Origin of the sequence: Aliidongia sp. (genome assembly GCF_035943795.1) — a bacterium.
GTDB lineage: Bacteria > Pseudomonadota > Alphaproteobacteria > ATCC43930 > CGMCC-115725 > Aliidongia.
Map to the genome: position 1 here is coordinate 1 of NZ_DASZBY010000075.1, position 19,543 is coordinate 19,543.

Here is a 19,543-nt window from a genome sequence, read left to right on the forward strand (position 1 = left end):
AAGAGCCGATCGCAGGATCGGGCGAGGTTCCTCGCCGGCGTGGTCGCGACACCGAGCAGAAGCCCGGACTGGGCGCCATCAGGCGACACGTACCAGGCAGACAGCGGCGCCGGAGACATCCCGAACGCCGACACTTCACGCACGATGGCTATATCCGGCGTTCCCCTCGGCAATTTCAGGAGCACGGCCAAGCCGGGGGCTGCAACGCGATCGACGCCGACGGATGCCTGAAGGCAATCCAGCAGTGCCTGCCGCTTGGCGGCATAGGCGCGCTTGGTGCGCCGGAGATGGCGCATATAGTGGCCTTCGTGCATGAACTCGGCTGTTGCGAGCTGCACTGCGGGACCGGGCGGCGGCGCGAGGCACGCTGCCACCTCCGCGAACCGGGAGATCAGTTCGATCGGTGCGATCAGAAAGCCGAGCCGAACCGTCGGACTGATCGTCTTGCTGAACGAGCCGATGTGAATGACGCGACCGTCCCGGTCGAGCGACGCGAGCGCCGGGGCGGCCCTGCCCATGAGTTGCAGCTCGCTCAGATAGTCGTCTTCGATCACCCAGACCTGGTTCGCGGCCGCCCATTCGAGCAGACGGAAGCGCCGCTCGAGTGACAGGGTGGAGCCGAGCGGCGCCTGTTGACCGGGCGTGACGACGACGAGCTTCGCGTCGGGATGGTGGCGCAGGCCATGATCGACATCGATGCCGTCGGCATCGACCGGGATCGGTGCCAGGGACATGCGTGCGAGCTCGAGCCCCTTCCTGGCGAACGGGAATCCAGGATTCTCGACCCAGGCGGTATGTCCGCTCAGGCCGAGAACGGTGAGCGCCAGACCGAGCCCTGCGCTGAATCCTCCCGTAACGAGGATCTGCGCGGGCGAGCAAGTGATGCCGCGCGCCACCGCGAGATAGCCAGCGATTTCTCGCCGCAGATCCAGTTCGCCGCGAGGATCGGGATAGATGGGGGGAGCGGTCGCCTCGGCACGGACCGCGTGCGCGCGGATGCGGGCCAGCAATGTCGCCGGAAAGGTCTCGGTTGCCGGCACACCCATCTGGAAGAGCGCAGGTCCCTGCGTCATCTCCCGATAGATCTCCATGAACGAGCCCGCATCCGGCGGCGGTTCGCTCCTTACGACGGCTCGAGGACGTTGTGCCACGCGCGTGCCCGTCGCCCGCGAGGCCTCGATCAACTGGGCGGCGGCCAGTTTCTCGTATGCCGTCCGCACGGTACCGCGCGCAACACCCAGTTGGGCAGCGAGATCCTGCCATGAAGGTAAGCGCGCGCCGGGCCCCAGCACCCCGCCCTCGATGGCCGCCGTCACCCCTCGTCGGATCTGCTCGGCCAAAGGGACCTTTGCCGTACGATCGAGGTTCAGATTCAGCGGCCTGTTCACGCTGCCGTGGTGCATGATTTCTTCGTATTCTTGATACTTTTTTCTAGCCCAGCACAGGGCATCTTTAGCCTCACGGAAGGAGAAAGTCCATGAAGGTCCACACCATCCTCGCTGCCACCGGCGCCGCCCTCGCCTTTGCCGTCGCGGGGTCCGCTTCAGCCCATGACGGTCGAGCCGAAACGGTCACACCCAGGTTCGACCAAGCGATCCCGAACATTCCCGGCAAGTCGCTCGTCGTTCTGGAAGTCGACTATGCGCCGGATGCAGCTTCGCCGCCGCATACCCACGCCAAGTCCGCCTTCATCTACGCCTACGTGGTCTCGGGTGAGATCGAGTCGAAAGTGAACGACGGCGAAACCCGCATCTACCATGCCGGCGAGAGCTGGTCCGAACCGCCCAACGCGCGCCACTCGATCAGCCGCAACGCGAGCAGGACCAGGCCAGCGAAGTTGCTCGCAGTCTTCGTCGTCGATTCCGACGACAAGGCGCTCGTCACCCCCATCAAGTGAACCCCGAAAGGATCAGAACGATGACCAGGCGACTCGATTACAACCAGATCGCACCCAACGGGGCCAAGGCCCTCGGCAGCGTTTACGGCTATGTCGTGCAGAGCGGCCTACCGGGCGAACTGGTGGATCTCGTCTATCTGCGGGTCTCGCAGATCAACAACTGCGCCTATTGTCTCGACATGCACACTCGCGACCTCCTCAAGAGAGGGGTGAAGGTCGAGAAGCTGGCGCTGGTGCAGGCTTGGGAGGAAGGCGGCAGTCTCTTCAGCGCGACCGAACGTGCCGCGCTTGCCTGGGCAGAGAGTGTGACGCGTGTCGCCGAGACCCGCGTGCCGGATAGCGCCTACGAAGCCGCGCGGGCCGTTTTCGATGAGAAGCAACTCGTCGACCTCACGATCGCGATCGGCCTGATGAATACCTACAATCGCATGGCCATCAGCTTCCGGAACACGCCGCAGGCCGTCCTGGAGAATTGAGCCCGCGCTGCGGCGAGCTCGGGTCAACGATGAGGAAGCGCCATGATGCACGAACAGATATCGGGAGTGCGCATCCCCGACACTAAAATCGCGCGCGAAGTCACCCAGTTCATTCGCGACATCGAGGGCGATCTGCTCTTCCATCACTCGGTCCGGGTATATTTCTGGGGCGCCTTGACGGGAAACCGGAGGAAGCTGAGCTTCGATCCGGAACTGCTCTACACGGCCGCCATGTTCCACGACATCGGCCTCACGACACGCTATGAGGGCAGCCAGCTCCGCTTCGAAGTGGATGGCGCGAATGCTGCCCGTGAATTTCTACAGGGGCACGGCATTTCCGAACGCGATATCGAGACGGTCTGGAACGCCGTCGCTTTCCACACGACGCCGGGCATACCCCAGCACATGCGTCCCGAGACTGCGCTGGTGCAAGCGGGAGCCGGCATGGACGTGACCGGCCGCGGCTATGACCAGTTTCCGGACGAACAGCGTCAGGCCGTCATCGCCGCCTTCCCCCGCGGCGACGACTTCAAGCATGGGATCATCGACGCATTCTATCAGGGCATGAAGCATCGTCCCGACAGCACCTTCGGAACTTTCAACGACGACGTCCTGGCATTCAAGGATCCGAACTTCCGGCGGGTCGATATGTGCAGCATCATCCTTGCGTCGAAATTCGAGTAGCTCAGCGGGTGGCGACGAAGAACAGTCGGGGGAACGGCAACAGCGCGGTGCCGTCCGGGTAGGTCGGATAGGCCTCGGCGACTGCGGCCTGATATCGGACGAGAAAGCCTGCGCGCTCGGCTTCGTCGAGCGGACCCAGGAATGGGCGCAAGCCGGTGCCCTTGAACCATTCGACGATCGCGCCGCCGCCGCCGGCCAGCGGGTGGTAATAGGTCGTGCGCCAGATATCGACCTTGGCGCCGGTCGCGCGCAGTTCGCGATAGTACCAGTCCACCTCGTGCCGCGGCGCCCGCGCGTTGGCGGCATCCACGAGCTTGGGCGTCCACGGCCCGTCCGCCGCGACCGCGCGCATCAGGCGGTGCGCCGGTTCCTCCAGATTGTCCGGCATCTGCACCGCGAGGTGGCCGCCCGGAGCCAGCTTGCCGATGAGCGCCGGCAGCAGCGCCGCGTGGTCCGGCACCCATTGCAGGGCGGCGTTGGACAGGATCACGTCGAACGGCCCCGGATTGCGCCAGGAGGCGATGTCGTCGACCTCGAAATCGACGCCGGGCAGGCGCTTGCGTGCCGCCGCGATCATGTCGGCCGAACTATCCATGCCGGCGATGGCGGCGCCCGGAAACCGGGCCTGCAGCAGTTCGGTCGAGTTGCCCGGACCGCAGCCAAGGTCCGCCGCGCGGCCCGCATCGCTGCCCGGAATGCGCGCCAGCAGGTCCTGGATCGGGCGGTTCCGTTCGTCTTCGAACTTGGTGTATTGGGCGGCGGACCAGCTCATCGGGGACTCCTGGAATTACCTCGCGGCGGGACCGATGCCTTTCGCGGCGAGGAACCGGGCGGTCAGCGCCGCGATCTCGCCCGGTGCCTCGTCGAGCGCGAAATGACCGGCATCGAGCAGATGGACCTCGGCATCGGGCACATCGCGACGATAGGCCTCCGCCCCGGCGACGGCAAAGGACGGATCGTAGCGGCCCCACACCACGAGAGTCGCCGGCTGCGTCGCGCGCAGCCATGCCTGCCATTTCGGATAGGAGGCGACGTTGGTCCGGTAATCGTAGAACAGGTCGCTCTGGATATCGATCTGGCCGGGACGGCTGAGGAAGGCGAATTCGTCGGTCCAGAGGTCGGGGTCATAGCGTTCCGGGTGCGGGCTGGTGCCGATATGGCGCTGCCGCGTCGCCTCGAAGGACAGGAGGTTGGCGCGCAGAGCCGCCTCGTTCGCCGGCCGGTCGGCCCAATAGGCGCGCCGCGCCGTCCAGAGCGGACCCAAGCCCTCGTCATGGGCGACCGCGTTCTGCACCACCAGGGCCTGGACCCGTTCCGGATGGGCGAGCGCGAGCCGGAATCCCACCGGACCGCCGTAATCCTGGACGAACAGCACGTAGTGCCGCAGGCCGAGCGCCTGGGTGAAATCATCCATCACCGCGGCCAGGTGATCAAAGCTGTAGGCGAAATCCGACGGCGCCGGCGCGTCGCTGTGGCCGAAGCCCGGAAAGTCCGGCGCCACGAGATGATAGCGATCGGCCAGCCGGTCGAGCAGCGGCTGATACATGCGCGAGGAGGACGGAAAGCCGTGGAGCAGCAGGATGGTCGGCGCGTCGCGCGGCCCGGCCTCGCGGTAGAAGATCGACAGGCCGTCGACCTGGACGGTGCGATACGCGCTCGTCATCACGGGCTCCTTCGGTGCCGCGACGGCTGGTCCGGACAGCGCCAGCACGAGCGCGGCGGCGATCGGGGCGAGAGTTTTCATGGGAAGCTCCTGAAGTTGGGCTTCCTCGGAAATAATTATTCCTGACGAAAATGGTTAGAGGCTCAAATTCGAGTCACTCTTCCGTTTATCGGGAGAATTCGATGTTCACGTCCGCCCGTAGGTGTCCTCGAACCGGACGATATCGTCCTCGCCCAGATAGCTGCCGGACTGCACCTCGATCAGGTGCAGCGGGATGCGGCCGGGGTTTTCCAGGCGGTGCAAGGTGCCGAGCGGGATGTAGGTCGACTGGTTCTCCGTCAGCATCAGCTCTTCCTCGCCGCGCACGATCTTGGCGGTACCGGAGACGACGATCCAATGCTCCGCGCGATGGTGGTGCATCTGCAGCGACAGCTTGCCGCCGGGCTTGACCATGATGTGCTTGACCTGCACCCGGTCGCCGTTGTGGATCGAGCGGTAGGTGCCCCAGGGCCGGTGCACGGTCGGCAGGTGGGTCAGCTCGTCGCGCTTGTCGAGCTTCATCCGGTCGATCAGTTTCTTCACGTCCTGGGCGCGCGACTTGGGCGCCACCAGCACCGCGTCCGCGGTCGCGACCACGATCAGGTCCTCGACCCCGACCGCAGCCAGCAGCCGTTCCTCGGTCCGGAGATAGGAATTGCGGCAATCGACTGCCGTCACGTCGCCGATCTGGACCATGCCGTCGCCGGTCTTGGGCGAGATGTCCCACAGCGCATCCCAGGCACCGACATCGTTCCACCCCATCGCAACCGGCACCACGGCGGCATTGGCCGTATGCTCCATGACCGCATAGTCGATCGACTGGTTCTCGGCCCGGGCGAAAGCCGCGGCGTCGAGCCGGTGGAAATCGAGATCGCCCTTTTCGCCGGCCACCGCCGCCTCGACCGCAGCATAGCTGTCGGGCATGCGGGCTTTGAACTCAGCCAGGTAGGTGCGCACCGGGAACAGGAAGATGCCGCTGTTCCAGGTATAGTCGCCCGACGCCAGATATTCCTCCGCCCGCGCCCGGTCCGGCTTCTCGACGAAGGCCGCAACCTCGAAGGCGCCGGCCGTGCCGATCGGGCCGGCGCGGCGGATATAGCCATAGCCGGTCTCGGGCCGGTCGGCCTGGATGCCGAAGGTGACGAGCTTGCCTGACGCCGCGGCCTGGGCCCCGATCTCGATCGCGTTCAGGAAGGCCGGATGGTCGGCGATCGCATGATCCGACGGCATGATCAGCATCAGCGCGTCCGGTTCGCGCTGGCCCAGCCACAAGGCCGCCGCCGCCGCCGCCGGTGCCGTGTTGCGCGCGATCGGCTCCAGCATGATCGTCTGCGGCTTGACGTCGATCTGGCGCAGCTGCTCGGCGATGATGAAGCGATGCTCTTCGTTCGCCAGGATGATCGGGGCGGCGAAGCGATGGGCCTGCAGCACGCGGGTCACCGAATCCTGCAGCAGGCTGCGCTCGCTCAACAGTGGCTGCAGCTGTTTCGGGAAGGCCGCGCGCGACATCGGCCACAGCCTCGTCCCCGAGCCGCCGGACAGGATGACCGGGTGGATGAGGCGCTTGGCGGTCGCTGGCTTCAGATCGGGCACGGTCTTCGCATCCTCGGCATCGGGTGGTTCGAAGCGTGGGCGCCGCTCCCGAAGGGCAGCACCCAGGCTTCCTATCTTATAGCGCGCCAGTTACAACGCGAAACCACCATCCACCAGCATAATCGTGCCGGTCGTGAAGGCCGCCTCGTCGCTGGCCAGGTAGAGCACGGCCGCCGCCACCTCCTCGGCCTCGCCCAGGCGCCCCATCGGCTGGCGATCGATGAACGCCTTGCGGGCGGCGATCGGGTCGTCGAATGCGTTGATCCGGTCGTCGAGCGACGGCGTCGCGATCGTGCCGGGCGCGATCGCGTTGCAGCGCACACCCTTGCGAATGAAGTCGGCCGCGACCGATTTGGTCAAGCCGACCACCGCCGCCTTGGTCGTGCCATAGACGAAGCGGTTCGGGATGCCGCGCACCGACGAGGCGCCGGACGCGATGTTGACGATCGAGCCCTTGCCCTGCTCCAGCATGCCCGGCAGCACGGCGCGGATCATGCGGAACATGCTGCGGATGTTGAGGTCGAAGCTGAAGTCCCAGTCCTCGTCGGAACATTCGAGCACGGTGCCGTGGTGGACGTAGCCGGCCGCGTTCAGCAACACGTCGACGATGCCGATCTCGCCGACCAGTTCCTTGATCGCCCGGTCGTCGCGCACGTCGAGGCGGCGGGTCTCGATGCCGGAAATGCCGGCCAGGTCGGCGAGCGCCGCCTCGTTGATGTCGGTCGCGATCACACGGGCGCCCTCGCGGGCGAAGGCGAGCGCCGAGGCCCGGCCGATGCCCTGCGCCGCGGCGGTCACGAGCGCCCGTTTGCCGGCTAGTCGTTCAGTCACTGTCGTCTCCTCCCGTATGATGCCGGTTGCCGGCAATCCGACCATCGTATCGGGCCGCAGGGTCGATCGCCAAGGGGCCGCCGGAACATTCGTATGAGTTGGCACACCCGCCGGCCGGCCGCCTTGCCCTCTCGTCATCCCTGTTTGCCGCCACGCGATCCCTCGGCTAAGGTGCGCCCCGAACGAGGGCCGTCGGCCAAGACGGCTCCGAGACCAGACACGCGATACGCAACTTTCGAAAAGGGGGAACCTGCCGATGAAAAAACGGACACTCGCCACCTTGGCCCTACTGCCGCTCGCGACCGCGGCCGCGATCTGGACCGCACCGGCCAAGGCCGAGGACGTTACCATCGGCGCCGTCGAAATCCTGACCGGTCCGAACAGCCGCTATGGCGTCGCGATCAAGAACGGCTTCGACCTCGCCCTGGAAGAGGTCAACAAGACCGGCATCCTGGGTGGCAAGAAGCTGGTCATCCAGTACGAGGATTCCGCCGGCAACAAGGACCAGGCGGTCAATGCCACGCGCAAGCTGATCGGCATCGGCAAGGTGCCGCTGCTGCTGGGTCCGACGCTGTCGAACGAGATGTTCGCCGCCGGCCCGGTCGCGAACGAGCAGAAGATTCCGATCGTCGGCACCTCGACCACGGCGGCAGGTATCACCGCGATCGGCCCCTATGTCTTCCGCACCTCGCTGCCCGAGAGCGACGTCATCCCGGTGACCCTGAAGGCGGCCCAGACCAAGTTCGGCATCAAGAAGGTCGCGGTCATGTACGCGAACGACGATGCCTTCTCGAAGTCGGGCTACGACGTGTTCAAGGCCAGCCTGGAAAAGCTGGGCATCCAGACGCTGACGACCGAGACCTTCGGGTCGAAGGACAGCGATTTCTCAGCCCAGCTGACCAAGATCAAGAGCCTGAACCCCGATGCCGTCGTCGTCTCGGCCCTGGTCGAGCCGGCCTCGGGCATCCTGCTGGACGCGCGCTCGCTGGGCTTCGACGAGAAGGTCCGCTTCATCGGCGGCAACGGCTTCAATTCGCCGAAACTGGGCGACATTGCCGGTGAGGCCGCCGACGGCACCCTGGTCGGCAGCCCCTGGTTCATCGCCAAGGCCGATCCGGCCAACACCAAGTTCGTGGCCGACTATCGCGCCAAGTACAAGGATGACCCGGACCAGTTCTCGGCCCAGGCCTACGACACGCTGCACATCGTCGCCAACGCCATCGATAAGGCCGGTGCCGCCGATCCGGAAAAGATCAAGACGGCGCTGCAGGCGACCAAGTACAGCGGCGTCATGGGTCCGTTCTCCTTCACCGCCGACCGCGATCCGGCCGATTCGTCGGGCGTCGTGGTGCTGGAGATGAAGGGCGGCAAGTTCCAGATCCTGAAGTAAACTCCTAGCGTCGGAAGATCGGCGGAGCCCCCGGGGCTCCGCCGATCCTTCGTTTGGACCGGCACCTTTCATGTTCGCGCAGATACTCCAGCAGCTTCCCCAGCAGCTCCTGAACGGCCTCGTTCTGGGCTCGACCTACGCGCTGTTCGCCCTCGGCTTCACGCTGATGTTCGGCGTGCTGGGCGTGATCAACCTGACCTACGGCTTCTATTTCACCACCGGCGCGTTCCTGGCGCTCTACGGCACCAAGTTGCTGGCCCTGCCGATCTGGGCGGCGCTGCCGGGGGCGGCCGTGCTGACCGGCCTGATCGCGATCCTGTTCGACGCGGCGCTGCTGACGCCGCTCCGGCGCAAGAAGGCGCCGGAATTGGCCTCGCTGATGGTGACGCTGGGCGCCACCCTGCTGCTCTATTCGCTGATGACCGCCAGCTTCGGCACGGAAATCCGCCGCCTGCCGCCCGCCGTCATCAGCCATGCCGCCTATACCTTCGGCACCGTGCGGGTGAATCTGTCGCAGATCCTGATCATGGTCACGACCGTGCTGATCGTAGCGGCACTGCTGGCGCTGATCCGCGGCACGCGCTTCGGCCTCTCGATGCGCGCGCTGGCCGAGAACGGCGAGGCGGCGCAGTTGATGGGTGTCAACACCGACGCCGTCGTGCGCATGGTCTCGTTCATCTCGGGCGCGCTCGGCAGCACGGCCGGCGTGCTGATCGGGCTCAATTTCAATGCGATTCAGCCCTACATGGGCGAGACCATGATGCTGAAGGGCTTCGCCGTCATCATCATCGGCGGGCTGGGCGACATCAAGGGCGCGCTGATCGCCGGCATCGTGATCGGCGTGCTCGAGGTGCTGACCGCCGGCTTCATCTCGTCGAACATCAAGGACTCGGTGGGCTTCATCCTGCTGGTCGCCACGCTGTGGTTCCGCCCGGTCGGCCTGTTCGGCCGCGCGCCGGTCAAGCGCGCCTGACCGGAGGGAGATTTCATGTTCGACAGCTTCTTCTTCTCGTACCAGAGCCTGATCTTCGCGGTCGGCATCAACGGGCTGCTGGCGCTCTCGATGTATACAGTGCTGGCGGTCGGGCAATTGTCGGTCGGCCAGGCGGCGTTCATGGGCCTCGGCGCCTATGTCTCGACCCTGCTGACCCTGGACGCGCACTGGCCGTTCGTGGCCGTGCTGCTGGCCGCCATGGTGGTGCCGGCGCTGGCCGCCCTGCTGATCGGCGGCCCGACGCTGAAGCTGACCGGTGTCTACCTGGCGCTGGCGACCATCGCGCTGGGCGAAATCCTGCGCATCTTCTGCAACGCGTCCGATCTCACCGGCGGCGCGCTGGGCTTGTCCGGCATTCCGAACAAGACCAGCTTCGGCCTCATCTTCGGCCTGTTGGCCTTGGCACTGCTGGGCTTCGTGATGGTGGCGCGCTCCAAGCTTGGCCGCGCCATGGAGGCGATGCGCGAGGACGAGGTCGCGGCGGGCGTGATGGGTGTCAACCTGCCGGCCATGAAGCTGGGCGCGCTGGTCGTGTCGGCCATGCTGGCCGGGCTCGCCGGCGCGCTCAATGCCCATGCCAACAGCTTCATCGGCCCGAACGACTATGGTTTCGACCAGGCGGTGACGATCCTGTCCTTCGCGCTCCTGGGCGGCATCGGCTCGCCGTTCGGCCCGGTGCTGGGCGCGATCATCCTGACCGTGCTGCCCGAACTGCTGACCGCCTTGCATGATTTCAAGCTGGTTGTGAACGGCCTGATCATCGTCATCGCCGTGCTGTTCATGCCGCGCGGGCTGCTGGTCTGGCGCATCGGGCGGGTCGGATGAGCGCCGTGGCCCCCACCCTGCTCGACGTCCAGGACCTGACCGTCCGCTTCCGCGGCCTGGTCGCGGTCGATCACGTCAGCTTCACGGTCGAGCCCGGTACCGTCCATGGGCTGATCGGTCCCAATGGCGCCGGCAAAACGACCTGCTTCAACCTGATCTCCGGCCTGATCCCGCCGACCTCCGGCCATGTGAGCCTGGCCGGCACGGCGCTCGACGGGCTGCCCAGCTGGAAGCGCACCCGCGCCGGCCTGTCGCGCACGTTCCAGAACATCCGCATGTTCCAGGAAATGACCGTGCGCGAGAACGTGATGACCGGGATGCAATCGCGGCTGCAAGCCTCCGTCCCCGAAATCCTGGGCCGCCTCGGTCGGTTCCGCCCCGAGGAGCAGGCGGCCAAGGTCCGCGCCGACGAGTTGCTGGAGTTCGTCGGTCTCGCAGCCTCGGCCGATCGGCGCGCCGGCGACCTGCCGTATGGCGACCAGCGCCGGCTGGAGATCGCCCGCGCGCTCGGCTCCGAGCCCAAGCTGCTGCTGCTCGACGAGCCGGCGGCCGGCATGAACCCGGCCGAGACCCAGGATCTGGTGGGATTGCTCAACCGCCTGAAGCAGGGTGGCCTGACCTTGTTGCTGGTCGAGCATGACATGCATTTCGTCATGAGCCTGTGCGACCGGATCACGGTCTTGAACTTCGGTCGCAAAATCGCCGAGGGCAGCCCGCGTGAGATCCGCGAGGATCCAGCCGTAATCGAGGCCTACCTGGGCGCCAAGGTCGCCGAGAAGCTGAAGGGAGGCACGGCATGAGCGCCGCGCTCGAAGTCCGCGGCCTGACACTCGGCTACGGCAGGACCGACGCGGTCAAGGCGATCGACCTGGACGTGCCCGAAGGTGCCGTCGTCTCGCTGATCGGCGCCAACGGCGCCGGCAAGACCACGACCCTGCGCGGCCTGTCCGGCCTGCTGAAGGCCCGCGCCGGCTCGGTCAAATTCGCCGGCACCGAGATGGCCGGGCAATCGGCCTACCGGATCGCCCGCGCCGGCATCGTCCAAGTGCCCGAGGGCCGCCAAGTCTTCGCCAACATGACGATCGAGGAAAACCTGCGCATGGGCGCCTACTTGGTGGATGACGGCGCCGAGATCGCCCGTCGCCGCCAGGGCGTGCTCGACCGCTTCCCCCGCCTCGGCGAACGGCTGCAACAGTTGGCCGGCCTGCTGTCGGGCGGCGAACAGCAGATGCTGGCCATGGGCCGCGCGCTGATGGCCGAACCCAAGCTCCTGCTGCTCGACGAGCCCTCGATGGGCCTGGCGCCGCTGTTCATCGAAGAGATTTTCGCGATCATCCGCGCGTTGAAGGCCGAACGCCGCACGATCCTGCTGGTCGAACAGAACGCCCAGGCCGCGCTGGAAGTGTCGGACCATGCCTACGTGCTGGAAACCGGCCGCATCAAGCTGCAGGGTCCGGCGCACGAGATCGCGAACAACCCGGAGGTGATCGCGGCTTATCTGGGAGCGGCGTGAGGCGGGATGCACAAAGTATCCCCACGCAAAACCCGGCGATCTCACAATTTTTCGTCATCCCCGGGCTTGACCCGGGGATCCACGCGGGAATTGCAGCACCCCCCTTCGCCAATAGTCTTCTGATGCCGATCGTTTAGGTCTCGGCATGGCCTACAAAGCAAGCGGAGAGTCAGGTTGTTCTTCACCGGAAACCCTGGATGGCGCGATATCCGTGGCCTGATTGGATGAGAGGCGTGGATGGCCGGGTCGAGCCGGCCATGACGATCAAGATGGCTCAGCTCGACCGCACGGCTACAGAGCCGTTCTCCCTTTCCTTCCCACTCCCTTCCCCCGAAAGCCCCGCATGCGTCGTTCGCTCCTCCTGCCGATCCTGATCCTCGCGGCCGGCCTCTGCTCCACGGCGCAGGCGCAGACGGCGGCTGATGGGTTGCTGGTAAGCGCGATCGATCCGGCGGCGGCGCCGTGCCAGGATTTCTATGCCCATGCCTGCAACGGCTGGCTGAAGGCGAACCCGATCCCGCCGGACCAGACTTCCTGGGACGCGGATTCGGCGCTGGTCGAGACCAACCGGGCGAAGCTGCGCCAGATCCTGGAGCGGGCGGCGGCCACGCCGACCGAGGCGACGCGGCGGATCGGCGATTATTGGGCTGCCTGCATGGACGAGGGCGTGATCGAGGCCAAAGGCATCGAGCCGCTGCGGCCCGAACTCGACCGCATCGCCGCCGTGACCGACAAGAAGGACCTGGCGCCGCTCGTCGCCCATCTGCATCTGGTTGGCACCGACGTGCTGTTCTCTTTCGGTTCGGACCAGGATTACCGCGACGCCACCAAGGTGATCGCCGAAGCCGACCAGGGTGGGCTGGGCCTGCCCAATCGGGACTATTATCTGAAGAAGGGCAAGGAGGCCGAACAGACCCGCGCCGCCTATGTCGCCCATACCGAACGGCTGTTCGAACTGCTGGGCGAGCCCGCAACCCAGGCGACGCGCGACGCCCAGACCGTGATGGCGATCGAGACCGCGCTGGCCCAGGCCTCGCTGTCGACCGTGCGCCGGCGCGACCCGAGTGCGATCTACCACAAGCTGCCGCGCGGCGATCTCGACCGGCTGGCGCCCGGCTTCGACTGGACCGCCTATCTGGCCGGCATCGACGCGCCCCGGTTCGAGAGTCTGAACGTCGTGGTCCCGGGCTTCTTCGGCGCGGTCGGCAAGCTGCTGGCGGCGACCTCGCTCGAAGACCTGAAGGTCTATCTGACCGCCCATCTGCTGGCCCATGCCGCCGACATGCTGCCGGCCAAGTTCGTCGCCGAGCGTTTCGATTTCTACGGCCGCACCCTGGCTGGCGCGAAGGAACTGCGACCGCGCTGGAAGCGCTGCGTGACCTTCACCGACAGCGACCTGGGCGAGGACCTGGGCCGGATCTACGTCGAGGATGCCTTCGGCCCCGTGGCCAAGGCGCGCATCCTGGCGCTGGTCAGGAACCTGAAGGCCGCGTTCGCCCAGGATATCGCCGGCTTGGGCTGGATGGGGGCGGAGACCAAGCGCAAGGCGCTGCACAAGCTGCAGGTCATGGCCGAGAAGATCGGCTATCCCGACCGGTGGCGCGATTATTCGGCACTCGGGATCGACCGCGGCGACGCGCTGGGCAACCGCTTCCGCGCCGCCGCCTTCGAGTTCCGCCGGCAACTGGCCAAGATCGACAAGCCGGTCGACAAGGGCGAATGGTACATGTCGCCGCCCACGGTCAACGCCTATTACGACGACCAGCGCAACGACATCAACTTTCCGGCGGGCATCCTGCAGCCGCCGAATTTCGACGCCCGCTGGGACGATGCGATCAATTACGGCGCGATCGGCGCCACCATCGGCCACGAGATGACCCACGGTTTCGATGACAGTGGCCGCCTGTTCGACGCCGACGGCAACCTGGCCTCGTGGTGGACCCGCGAGGATGCCCGGAACTACCACACGAGGTCGGAATGCATCGCCCGGGAATATTCGGGCTTCAGCCCGGTGCCGGGGGTCAAGCTCGACGGCCACCTGACCCTGGGCGAGAACACCGCCGACAATGGCGGCACGCGCCTCGCCCTGATGGCGCTGCGCAAGGCGCTGGCAGCCACCGGCAAGACGGCCAGGATCGACGGCTACACGCCCGACCAGCGCTTCTTCCTGGCCTATGCCCAGAGCTGGTGCACGAACCAGACTCCGGCTTCGTCCCGGCTCCAGGCCCTGACCGACCCGCATTCGACCGCCGCGTTCCGGGTCAATGGGGTCGTGGCCAACATGCCGGAATTCGCCAAGGCCTTCGCCTGCAAGCCGGGCACGCCGATGGCGCCGGTGAAGAGCTGCCGGGTCTGGTAGCGGTCACCCCGCGCGGGCGACCGGGTTCCGCTCCGCGTCCGCGCCGTAGATCCCGCCGATCGATCGCGTGGCAGCGACCAGGATGAGCGACAGGACCGCCGCCATGATCTGGTAGTAGGCCGGCATCATGGCACTGCCGCTGACCGCGATCAGCCAGGTCACGGTAACCGGAGCGAGACCGCCGAACAGGGTGACGGCGATGTTGTAGGACAGTGCGATGCCAGTCGACCGGTTCGCCGTCGGGAACAGGGCCGCCAGCATGCCCGGATGCGGTCCCGACATCAGGCTGAGGAACAGGGTCGAGATGATCTGCGCGGTCAGCAGCCGCTCGACCGAGGGCGTGGTCGCGACATAGGCATAGAGCGGATAGGCCGCCAGCGCGAAGCCGATCACCGCCGGGAAGAACAGGCGGAATGCGCCGACCCGGTCGGCCAGCCAGCCGGACAGCGGATAGGCCACGATGGCGATCAGCCCGGCCAGGGTCGAGCCGCCCAGGGCGGCCGAGATCGGCAGGTGCAGCTGCTCGACCACGTAGGTCGGCGTGTAGCTGTGCCATAGGTAGTTGAGCGCGGTCCCGACCGCGATCACGCCGATGCCGCAGATCACCGCCGACGGCGACAGCGGCACGCGTGGCGCCCGGTCGATCGCCGCCGCCCGCGCGGCCTGCAGCGCCAGGAATTCCGGCGACTCGCCGACATTGTGCCGGATGTAGACCCCCACCGGCCCGATCAATGCGCCGAACAGGAACGGGACGCGCCAGCCCCAGTCCTGCAGCGCCTGAGCGTCGAGCGCCTTGGTCAGGACATAGCCGAAGCCCGAGGCGAGCAGCAGCGCCACGCCCTGGGATGCCATCTGGAAGCTGCCGTAGAACATGCGGCGCCCCGGCGGCGCATATTCGGTCAGCAGGGCGGCCGCACTGCCGAATTCGCCGCCGACGGACAGGCCCTGGATCAGCCGCGCGAGGATCACCAGCGCCGGTGCCGCGAGGCCGATGGTGGCATAGGCTGGCGTGACCGCGATCAGCAGAGTGCCGGCCGCCATCAGGGCGATCAGCAGGGTCAAAGCCCGCTTGCGACCGGCCCGGTCGGCATAGAGCCCCAGCAGCACGCCGCCGATCGGCCGCACGATGAAGCCGGCGGCGAACACGCCCAGGGTCAGCAGCAGCGAGGCGGTATGATCGTCCAACGGAAAGAACACGCGCGCGATGGTCGAAGCGAAATAGGCGTAGGACAGGAAATCGAACCATTCCAGGCCGTTGCCGATGACGGAGGCCACGACCGCCCGCCGCAAGCCCGGCGTGGCCAGGCCGATCCGTTGTGCTGGAGCCGTCATGTTCAATCCCCCGACCTGCTGGCCTTGTCGGCCATGTTTTTCGTCAACCGAACAGCGCCGCGAGGCCGGCGGCGGCGGTGAAGATCGCCGCCCCGTCATGGCTCACGCCCGGCACCAGGCGCAGCGGATGCGCGCAGTCCGGGAAGCGGGCCAGGAGCGCGGCATGGAACGCCTCGCCCCGGGCCCGCCGATGCGGCCCCTGGCAACGCGCGGCACACGAAACGTCCAACGCCGGGTGGGCCGGATCGGTATCCTCGGCACCCAGCAGGTAGGTGACGCGACGCCGGGCATAGCGGGCGGCCAGCGCCTCGCGGGTCCAGGCGCCGGCATAGGCCGGCAGGTCGGCCAGACCATAGCGCCAACGGTCGAAATCCGGGCACCCGTCCGTCGGCTGCGGCCGGTCGCGGTCGAGGAATGCGTAGCTCGACGGGTTGGCCACGACATAATGCGTATTGGGCCGGTCCGTGCCCAGCAGGGCATAGCGCTGCACGATCTGGGCACCGCCCGAATGGCCGGCGACCACCAGGCGGCGCAACCCCGACAGGCGGTCGGTCAGCCGGGCGAGCAGCGCATCGAGCACGGCGAACGCGCTGGTGCCCGCCGGTCCCTGCGCCGCATCCCCGCCCATCCAGCCGGTCAGGCTCCAGCGCAGCATGCGCGCCGGCAGGCCGTGGGCGGCGATATCGACCTCGGCCAGGAACTGCGGCACCACCACCAGCCAGCCCGGCCGCGCGCCGACCGCGGCCAGGGCCGTGCGGTAATAGACCGTCGCATCGCGCAGCCGGCCATGCAGCATGACCAGCACGCCCTGGATGTGCGGCAGCGGCCGCTGCCAATCCTCGCTGAGGCAGAGCGGCAGGATACCTGCCTCGCCCAGGTCGAGACGGTATGGCGCGATCTCGGCCACGGCGAACTGGTTCGGTTGACGCTCGTCCATGGCGGCAGGGTGGCGTGTCGCATTCATTCTGTAAAAGACGATCGATGAGCGGCGCCAAACGAAAAACGTCTGACGACAGCCTCGCCAAAGCGACCGTATACGCCATACGATAGTCTCACGCGATCATCCCTATCCATATGAAATCCGTCTGGACCGGCCCATGGACCTGCACCGTTTGCGCTATTTCGTCGCCGTCGCCGAGGAGCGGCACATTACGCGGGCTGCCGCCCGCCTGGGCATGGCGCAGCCGCCGTTGAGCCAGCAGATCCGCGCCCTGGAGCAGGACCTGGACACGCGCCTGTTCGACCGGCTGCCGAAGGGTGTGGCGCTGACTCCGGCCGGCGAGGCGCTGCTGGAGGATGCCCGCGCCCTGCTCGATGCAGCCGACCGGGCCGGCCGTCGAGCCCGACGGGTCGCGGCCGGCGAGGAGGGCGAACTGGCCGGCGGCCTGACCACGTCGGCAGCCCTGCATCCGCTGGTGCCGCGCCTGCTGCGCGCGTTTCGCGACAGCCATCCGGCAATCTCCTACGACCTGCACGAGAGCAACGCCGCCGAACTGACCGAGGCGGTGTTGGCCGGCCGGCTGGCTTTCGGGCTGATGCGCGCGCCGGTCGCGCGGCCACCGACCCTGGCCTTCGTCGACCTGGGCACGGAGATGCTGCTGGCCGCCCTGCCCGCCGACCATCGTCTGCCGGTGCGCCGGGGCCGCGACGGGGTGGGCCGGATCGCGCTCGCGGCGCTCGCCGATCAGGATTTCATCCTGGTGCGCCGCCGGGCCGCCCCGGGCCTCTATGCCAATATCGTCGAGGCTTGCCGCCTGTGCGGGTTCGAGCCGCGGGTGACCGCCGAGGTCGGGCGCATGCTGACCAACCTCAACCTGGTCGCAGCCGGCATCGGCATATCCTGCGTCCCGGAATCCATGCGCCAGGTCGGCGGCCAGGGCGTGGTCTATGCCCATCTGGACGCCCCCGCCGCGGCGCGCGCCTTGTTGCGCGCGCCGATCACCCTGATGCACCGGGCCGACGAGGCCCGGCCGGCCGTGCTTGCCTTCATCGCCGAGGCGCGCCGGCAAGCCACCGCCTCCGCTTCCTAGGCGGTCGCCGGCGCGCCGCGGTCCCGTCCCTGCCGGAAACGATAGGCCCCGAACCCGGCCAGCCCGGTCACGAGCAGCACGACCGAGCCCGGCTCCGGGACCGAGGCCGGGCCATCGGCCCGAAGCGTCGCCTCGGCCGCGCCCGCCAGTTCGTCCGCGATCGCACCCGAAATGCCGAGCGCGTTGGCGGCTGAGGTCTGGAACAGCGGACTGCCATAATCCACTTCGGCCGTGACCGTGGTCGGATCGATGCCGGTGATCTGGCCGAACAGGGTGAGCGCGTTCAGATAGTCGCCATAGACGCTCGGATGATAGCCGATCGGCACGGTGCAGCAGGCGAGCAGCGGGTCGCTGTCCCACAGGTCGATCTGGCCGGCCGGCTCGTTCGCCAGGAACGGATCCTGCTGGGCGATGCCCTGGTTGATCGCGGTCACCCAGGCGTCGCCGTCGAGCGCCACGCCGACGTGGCTCTTGGTCGGGTTCGCAGCATTGAACGCGGCGGCCTCGCTTTCGTAGGCATCGTGCAGGTCCGACGCCATGGCCGCGATCGGATTGGCGTCGCCGACATAGGGTGCATAGGCTTTGTTGCCGCCTTGCTGGGCGACCGTGCTGGTGCCGAAGATCGGCGCCTTGGGATTGGTACTGGTATAGCCGTAGGAGGCGAGCGGCGGCGTCTGGGCCAGCGTGATCGCCGCATAGGGCTTGCCGGCCGCCTTGTCGGCGGCGTCGATGCCCTTGACCAGCGTGTTGACGCCGGAATCGAAGCTGGTGGGCTTGCCCCGTGTCGGCACGGTCTGGCCGTTGACCGTGATGGTCGAGGGCAGCGGCTGGAAGCTCTGGTCCTGCAGCACGACCTTGCTGTATTTCGAATTTTCGATCAGCGGCAGGTCGCCCGCCTCGCTGCCGGTATTGTTGGCATAGCCGGTCAGGGTGGCACTGCTGACCGCGACCAGCGAGACGTCGTAGTTGAGCCCCGCCTCCTTGGTCAGTTGCAGGAAGATGCCGGCGACGCCGCCGAACGGGCCTACCTCGGTATATTGCGACGACGGATTGTTCTGCAGGTAGCCGAGTTGCCCCGGCAGCGACCCGCCCGGCGTGTTGGCCGAGGTCGGCACGGCCGGTGCCGGCCCCTCCGCCCCGGTGCAGGGCAGGCTGGGGCACAGCAGGTCGTGGACCTGGTTGGTGCCGGTGGCATTGCCGGGGCCGGCATTGTAGTTCAGCGCCGGATCGTAGCGCCCGTGGGTGAAGCTGTTGCCCACGAACAGGATCTCGGTCGGATCGTCGGCGCGCGCCGGGCCGGCCGCCAGGCCCAGCAATGCGGTCGCCGCCGCCAGAACGATGGGAAATCTCGAAGTATCCGTCATGTCGCAATCCTCCCGCTTGGCTCGTTTCCAGCCGTTTATGGGCTCGAAATTCCCGTGAGCGGGGTGGGGAGTCAAATATCGAGATAGGGCATTGTCAGACGATTTTCGTATGATGCCGCGGTCAACCCCATGCCGTTCAACTCTCGCACGCCGCGCCCCAGGCGACGGCGCAGCAGCTGCGCAACGTCGCCCCGTCGATGTCGCCCCCTTCGCCGCTACCATCGACGCCTCCCCGCCGGCCAGGCGGGATCCAACCGTCCTGCAGCTGAGTGACGCCGTCTGCGTCGATCCGGATCATCGTGGCAAGGGCAATGCCCGAACGCTGCTGGCCATGCTGATGACCAGCCTGGCCCGCGAGAACCGCGTCCCACTCCTGCACGTCTTCGAGGACAACGCGTCGGCGATCGCCCTCTATCGCGACATCGGCTTCACGGTGCGGCGGCGATTTCACCTGTCCGTCGTCCGGCGCGATTCGCTCTTGACCTAGAGTGCGCTCTATCCTGTCCACTGCGGAAATGCCGGCGCGACACGGTCGGTTTCTTCAGGGGGGCAT

General features: G+C 67.1%; 19 protein-coding genes. 11 read left to right on the forward strand and 8 right to left on the reverse strand.

All coding sequences use genetic code 11. The features are described 5' to 3' along the window. Positions 1 to 1,403 (reverse strand): PLP-dependent aminotransferase family protein (locus VGV37_RS13170; protein ID WP_326880142.1); only part of this gene is annotated, 1,403 nt, incomplete at its 3' end. A gap of 74 nt (positions 1,404 to 1,477) precedes the next feature. Here VGV37_RS13170 and VGV37_RS13175 point away from each other — a divergent pair. The 3 genes from VGV37_RS13175 to VGV37_RS13185 are packed head-to-tail and all read left to right on the forward strand — an operon-like array spanning position 1,478 to position 3,057. Continuing rightward, complete coding sequence (locus VGV37_RS13175) at positions 1,478 to 1,897, forward strand: cupin domain-containing protein (protein WP_326880143.1); 420 nt, start codon at positions 1,478 to 1,480, stop codon at positions 1,895 to 1,897. 20 nt (positions 1,898 to 1,917) lie between these two features. Next, a complete protein-coding gene (locus VGV37_RS13180) occupies positions 1,918 to 2,373 on the forward strand; it encodes a carboxymuconolactone decarboxylase family protein (protein ID WP_326880144.1) in 456 nt (151 codons plus the stop codon). A gap of 42 nt (positions 2,374 to 2,415) precedes the next feature. After that, a complete protein-coding gene (locus tag VGV37_RS13185; protein ID WP_326880145.1) occupies positions 2,416 to 3,057 on the forward strand; it encodes an HD domain-containing protein in 642 nt (213 codons plus the stop codon). Between the two features lies 1 nt (position 3,058). Here VGV37_RS13185 and tam read toward each other — a convergent pair whose 3' ends face one another. From tam to VGV37_RS13205, 4 genes are all read right to left on the reverse strand, one after another. After that, positions 3,059 to 3,829, reverse strand: a complete 771-nt coding sequence (tam, locus tag VGV37_RS13190) for a trans-aconitate 2-methyltransferase (protein ID WP_326880146.1) — start codon at positions 3,827 to 3,829, stop codon at positions 3,059 to 3,061. Positions 3,830 to 3,844: 15 nt separating this feature from the next. Then, complete coding sequence (locus VGV37_RS13195) at positions 3,845 to 4,801, reverse strand: alpha/beta hydrolase (protein ID WP_326880147.1); 957 nt, start codon at positions 4,799 to 4,801, stop codon at positions 3,845 to 3,847. A gap of 105 nt (positions 4,802 to 4,906) precedes the next feature. Continuing rightward, positions 4,907 to 6,352 carry a mannose-1-phosphate guanylyltransferase/mannose-6-phosphate isomerase gene (locus VGV37_RS13200; protein ID WP_326880148.1) on the reverse strand — a complete coding sequence of 482 codons (1,446 nt, stop codon included), beginning with the start codon at positions 6,350 to 6,352 and terminating at the stop codon, positions 4,907 to 4,909. Between the two features lie 90 nt (positions 6,353 to 6,442). After that, positions 6,443 to 7,183 (reverse strand): SDR family oxidoreductase, encoded by a 741-nt coding sequence (locus VGV37_RS13205; RefSeq protein WP_326880149.1) that lies wholly within the window; start codon positions 7,181 to 7,183, stop codon positions 6,443 to 6,445. 256 nt (positions 7,184 to 7,439) lie between these two features. Between VGV37_RS13205 and VGV37_RS13210 the strand changes: the two genes are divergently transcribed. The 6 genes from VGV37_RS13210 (at position 7,440) to VGV37_RS13235 (ending at position 14,264) form a co-directional block, all read left to right on the forward strand. Further along, positions 7,440 to 8,573 (forward strand): ABC transporter substrate-binding protein, encoded by a 1,134-nt coding sequence (locus tag VGV37_RS13210; protein ID WP_326880150.1) that lies wholly within the window; start codon positions 7,440 to 7,442, stop codon positions 8,571 to 8,573. Between the two features lie 70 nt (positions 8,574 to 8,643). Further along, positions 8,644 to 9,546: a branched-chain amino acid ABC transporter permease gene (locus VGV37_RS13215; RefSeq protein WP_326880151.1), complete on the forward strand. Its 903-nt coding sequence runs from the start codon at positions 8,644 to 8,646 to the stop codon at positions 9,544 to 9,546. Positions 9,547 to 9,561: 15 nt separating this feature from the next. Then, entirely contained in the window at positions 9,562 to 10,392 is an 831-nt protein-coding gene (locus VGV37_RS13220; RefSeq protein WP_326880152.1) for a branched-chain amino acid ABC transporter permease, read from the forward strand. Further along, on the forward strand, positions 10,389 to 11,192 hold the full coding sequence (locus VGV37_RS13225; RefSeq protein ID WP_326880153.1) for an ABC transporter ATP-binding protein: 804 nt from the start codon (positions 10,389 to 10,391) through the stop codon (positions 11,190 to 11,192). The genes VGV37_RS13220 and VGV37_RS13225 overlap by 4 nt, the downstream gene beginning before the upstream one ends. Then, the gene (locus VGV37_RS13230; RefSeq protein ID WP_326880154.1) at positions 11,189 to 11,905 is read left to right on the forward strand and encodes an ABC transporter ATP-binding protein; all 717 of its coding nucleotides are present in this window, start codon (positions 11,189 to 11,191) and stop codon (positions 11,903 to 11,905) included. The genes VGV37_RS13225 and VGV37_RS13230 overlap by 4 nt, the downstream gene beginning before the upstream one ends. Before the next feature lie 343 nt (positions 11,906 to 12,248). After that, positions 12,249 to 14,264 (forward strand): M13 family metallopeptidase, encoded by a 2,016-nt coding sequence (locus VGV37_RS13235; RefSeq protein ID WP_326880155.1) that lies wholly within the window; start codon positions 12,249 to 12,251, stop codon positions 14,262 to 14,264. A 3-nt stretch (positions 14,265 to 14,267) separates the two neighbouring features. On the opposite strand, the gene VGV37_RS13240 is transcribed toward VGV37_RS13235, so the two are convergent. Beyond that, positions 14,268 to 15,596, reverse strand: a complete 1,329-nt coding sequence (locus VGV37_RS13240) for an MFS transporter (protein ID WP_326880156.1) — start codon at positions 15,594 to 15,596, stop codon at positions 14,268 to 14,270. Between the two features lie 43 nt (positions 15,597 to 15,639). Further along, positions 15,640 to 16,560 carry an alpha/beta hydrolase gene (locus VGV37_RS13245; RefSeq protein ID WP_326880157.1) on the reverse strand — a complete coding sequence of 307 codons (921 nt, stop codon included), beginning with the start codon at positions 16,558 to 16,560 and terminating at the stop codon, positions 15,640 to 15,642. A 133-nt stretch (positions 16,561 to 16,693) separates the two neighbouring features. Here VGV37_RS13245 and VGV37_RS13250 point away from each other — a divergent pair, with 133 nt between their 5' ends. Then, the gene (locus VGV37_RS13250; protein ID WP_326880158.1) at positions 16,694 to 17,626 is read left to right on the forward strand and encodes a LysR family transcriptional regulator; all 933 of its coding nucleotides are present in this window, start codon (positions 16,694 to 16,696) and stop codon (positions 17,624 to 17,626) included. Here the strand turns inward: VGV37_RS13250 and VGV37_RS13255 are convergent. Next, the gene (locus VGV37_RS13255; RefSeq protein ID WP_326880159.1) at positions 17,623 to 18,990 is read right to left on the reverse strand and encodes a PEP-CTERM sorting domain-containing protein; all 1,368 of its coding nucleotides are present in this window, start codon (positions 18,988 to 18,990) and stop codon (positions 17,623 to 17,625) included. The genes VGV37_RS13250 and VGV37_RS13255 overlap by 4 nt on opposite strands. Positions 18,991 to 19,081: 91 nt before the next feature. Here VGV37_RS13255 and VGV37_RS13260 point away from each other — a divergent pair, with 91 nt between their 5' ends. Continuing rightward, positions 19,082 to 19,477 (forward strand): GNAT family N-acetyltransferase, encoded by a 396-nt coding sequence (locus VGV37_RS13260; RefSeq protein WP_326880160.1) that lies wholly within the window; start codon positions 19,082 to 19,084, stop codon positions 19,475 to 19,477. Positions 19,478 to 19,543: the final 66 nt, after the last annotated feature.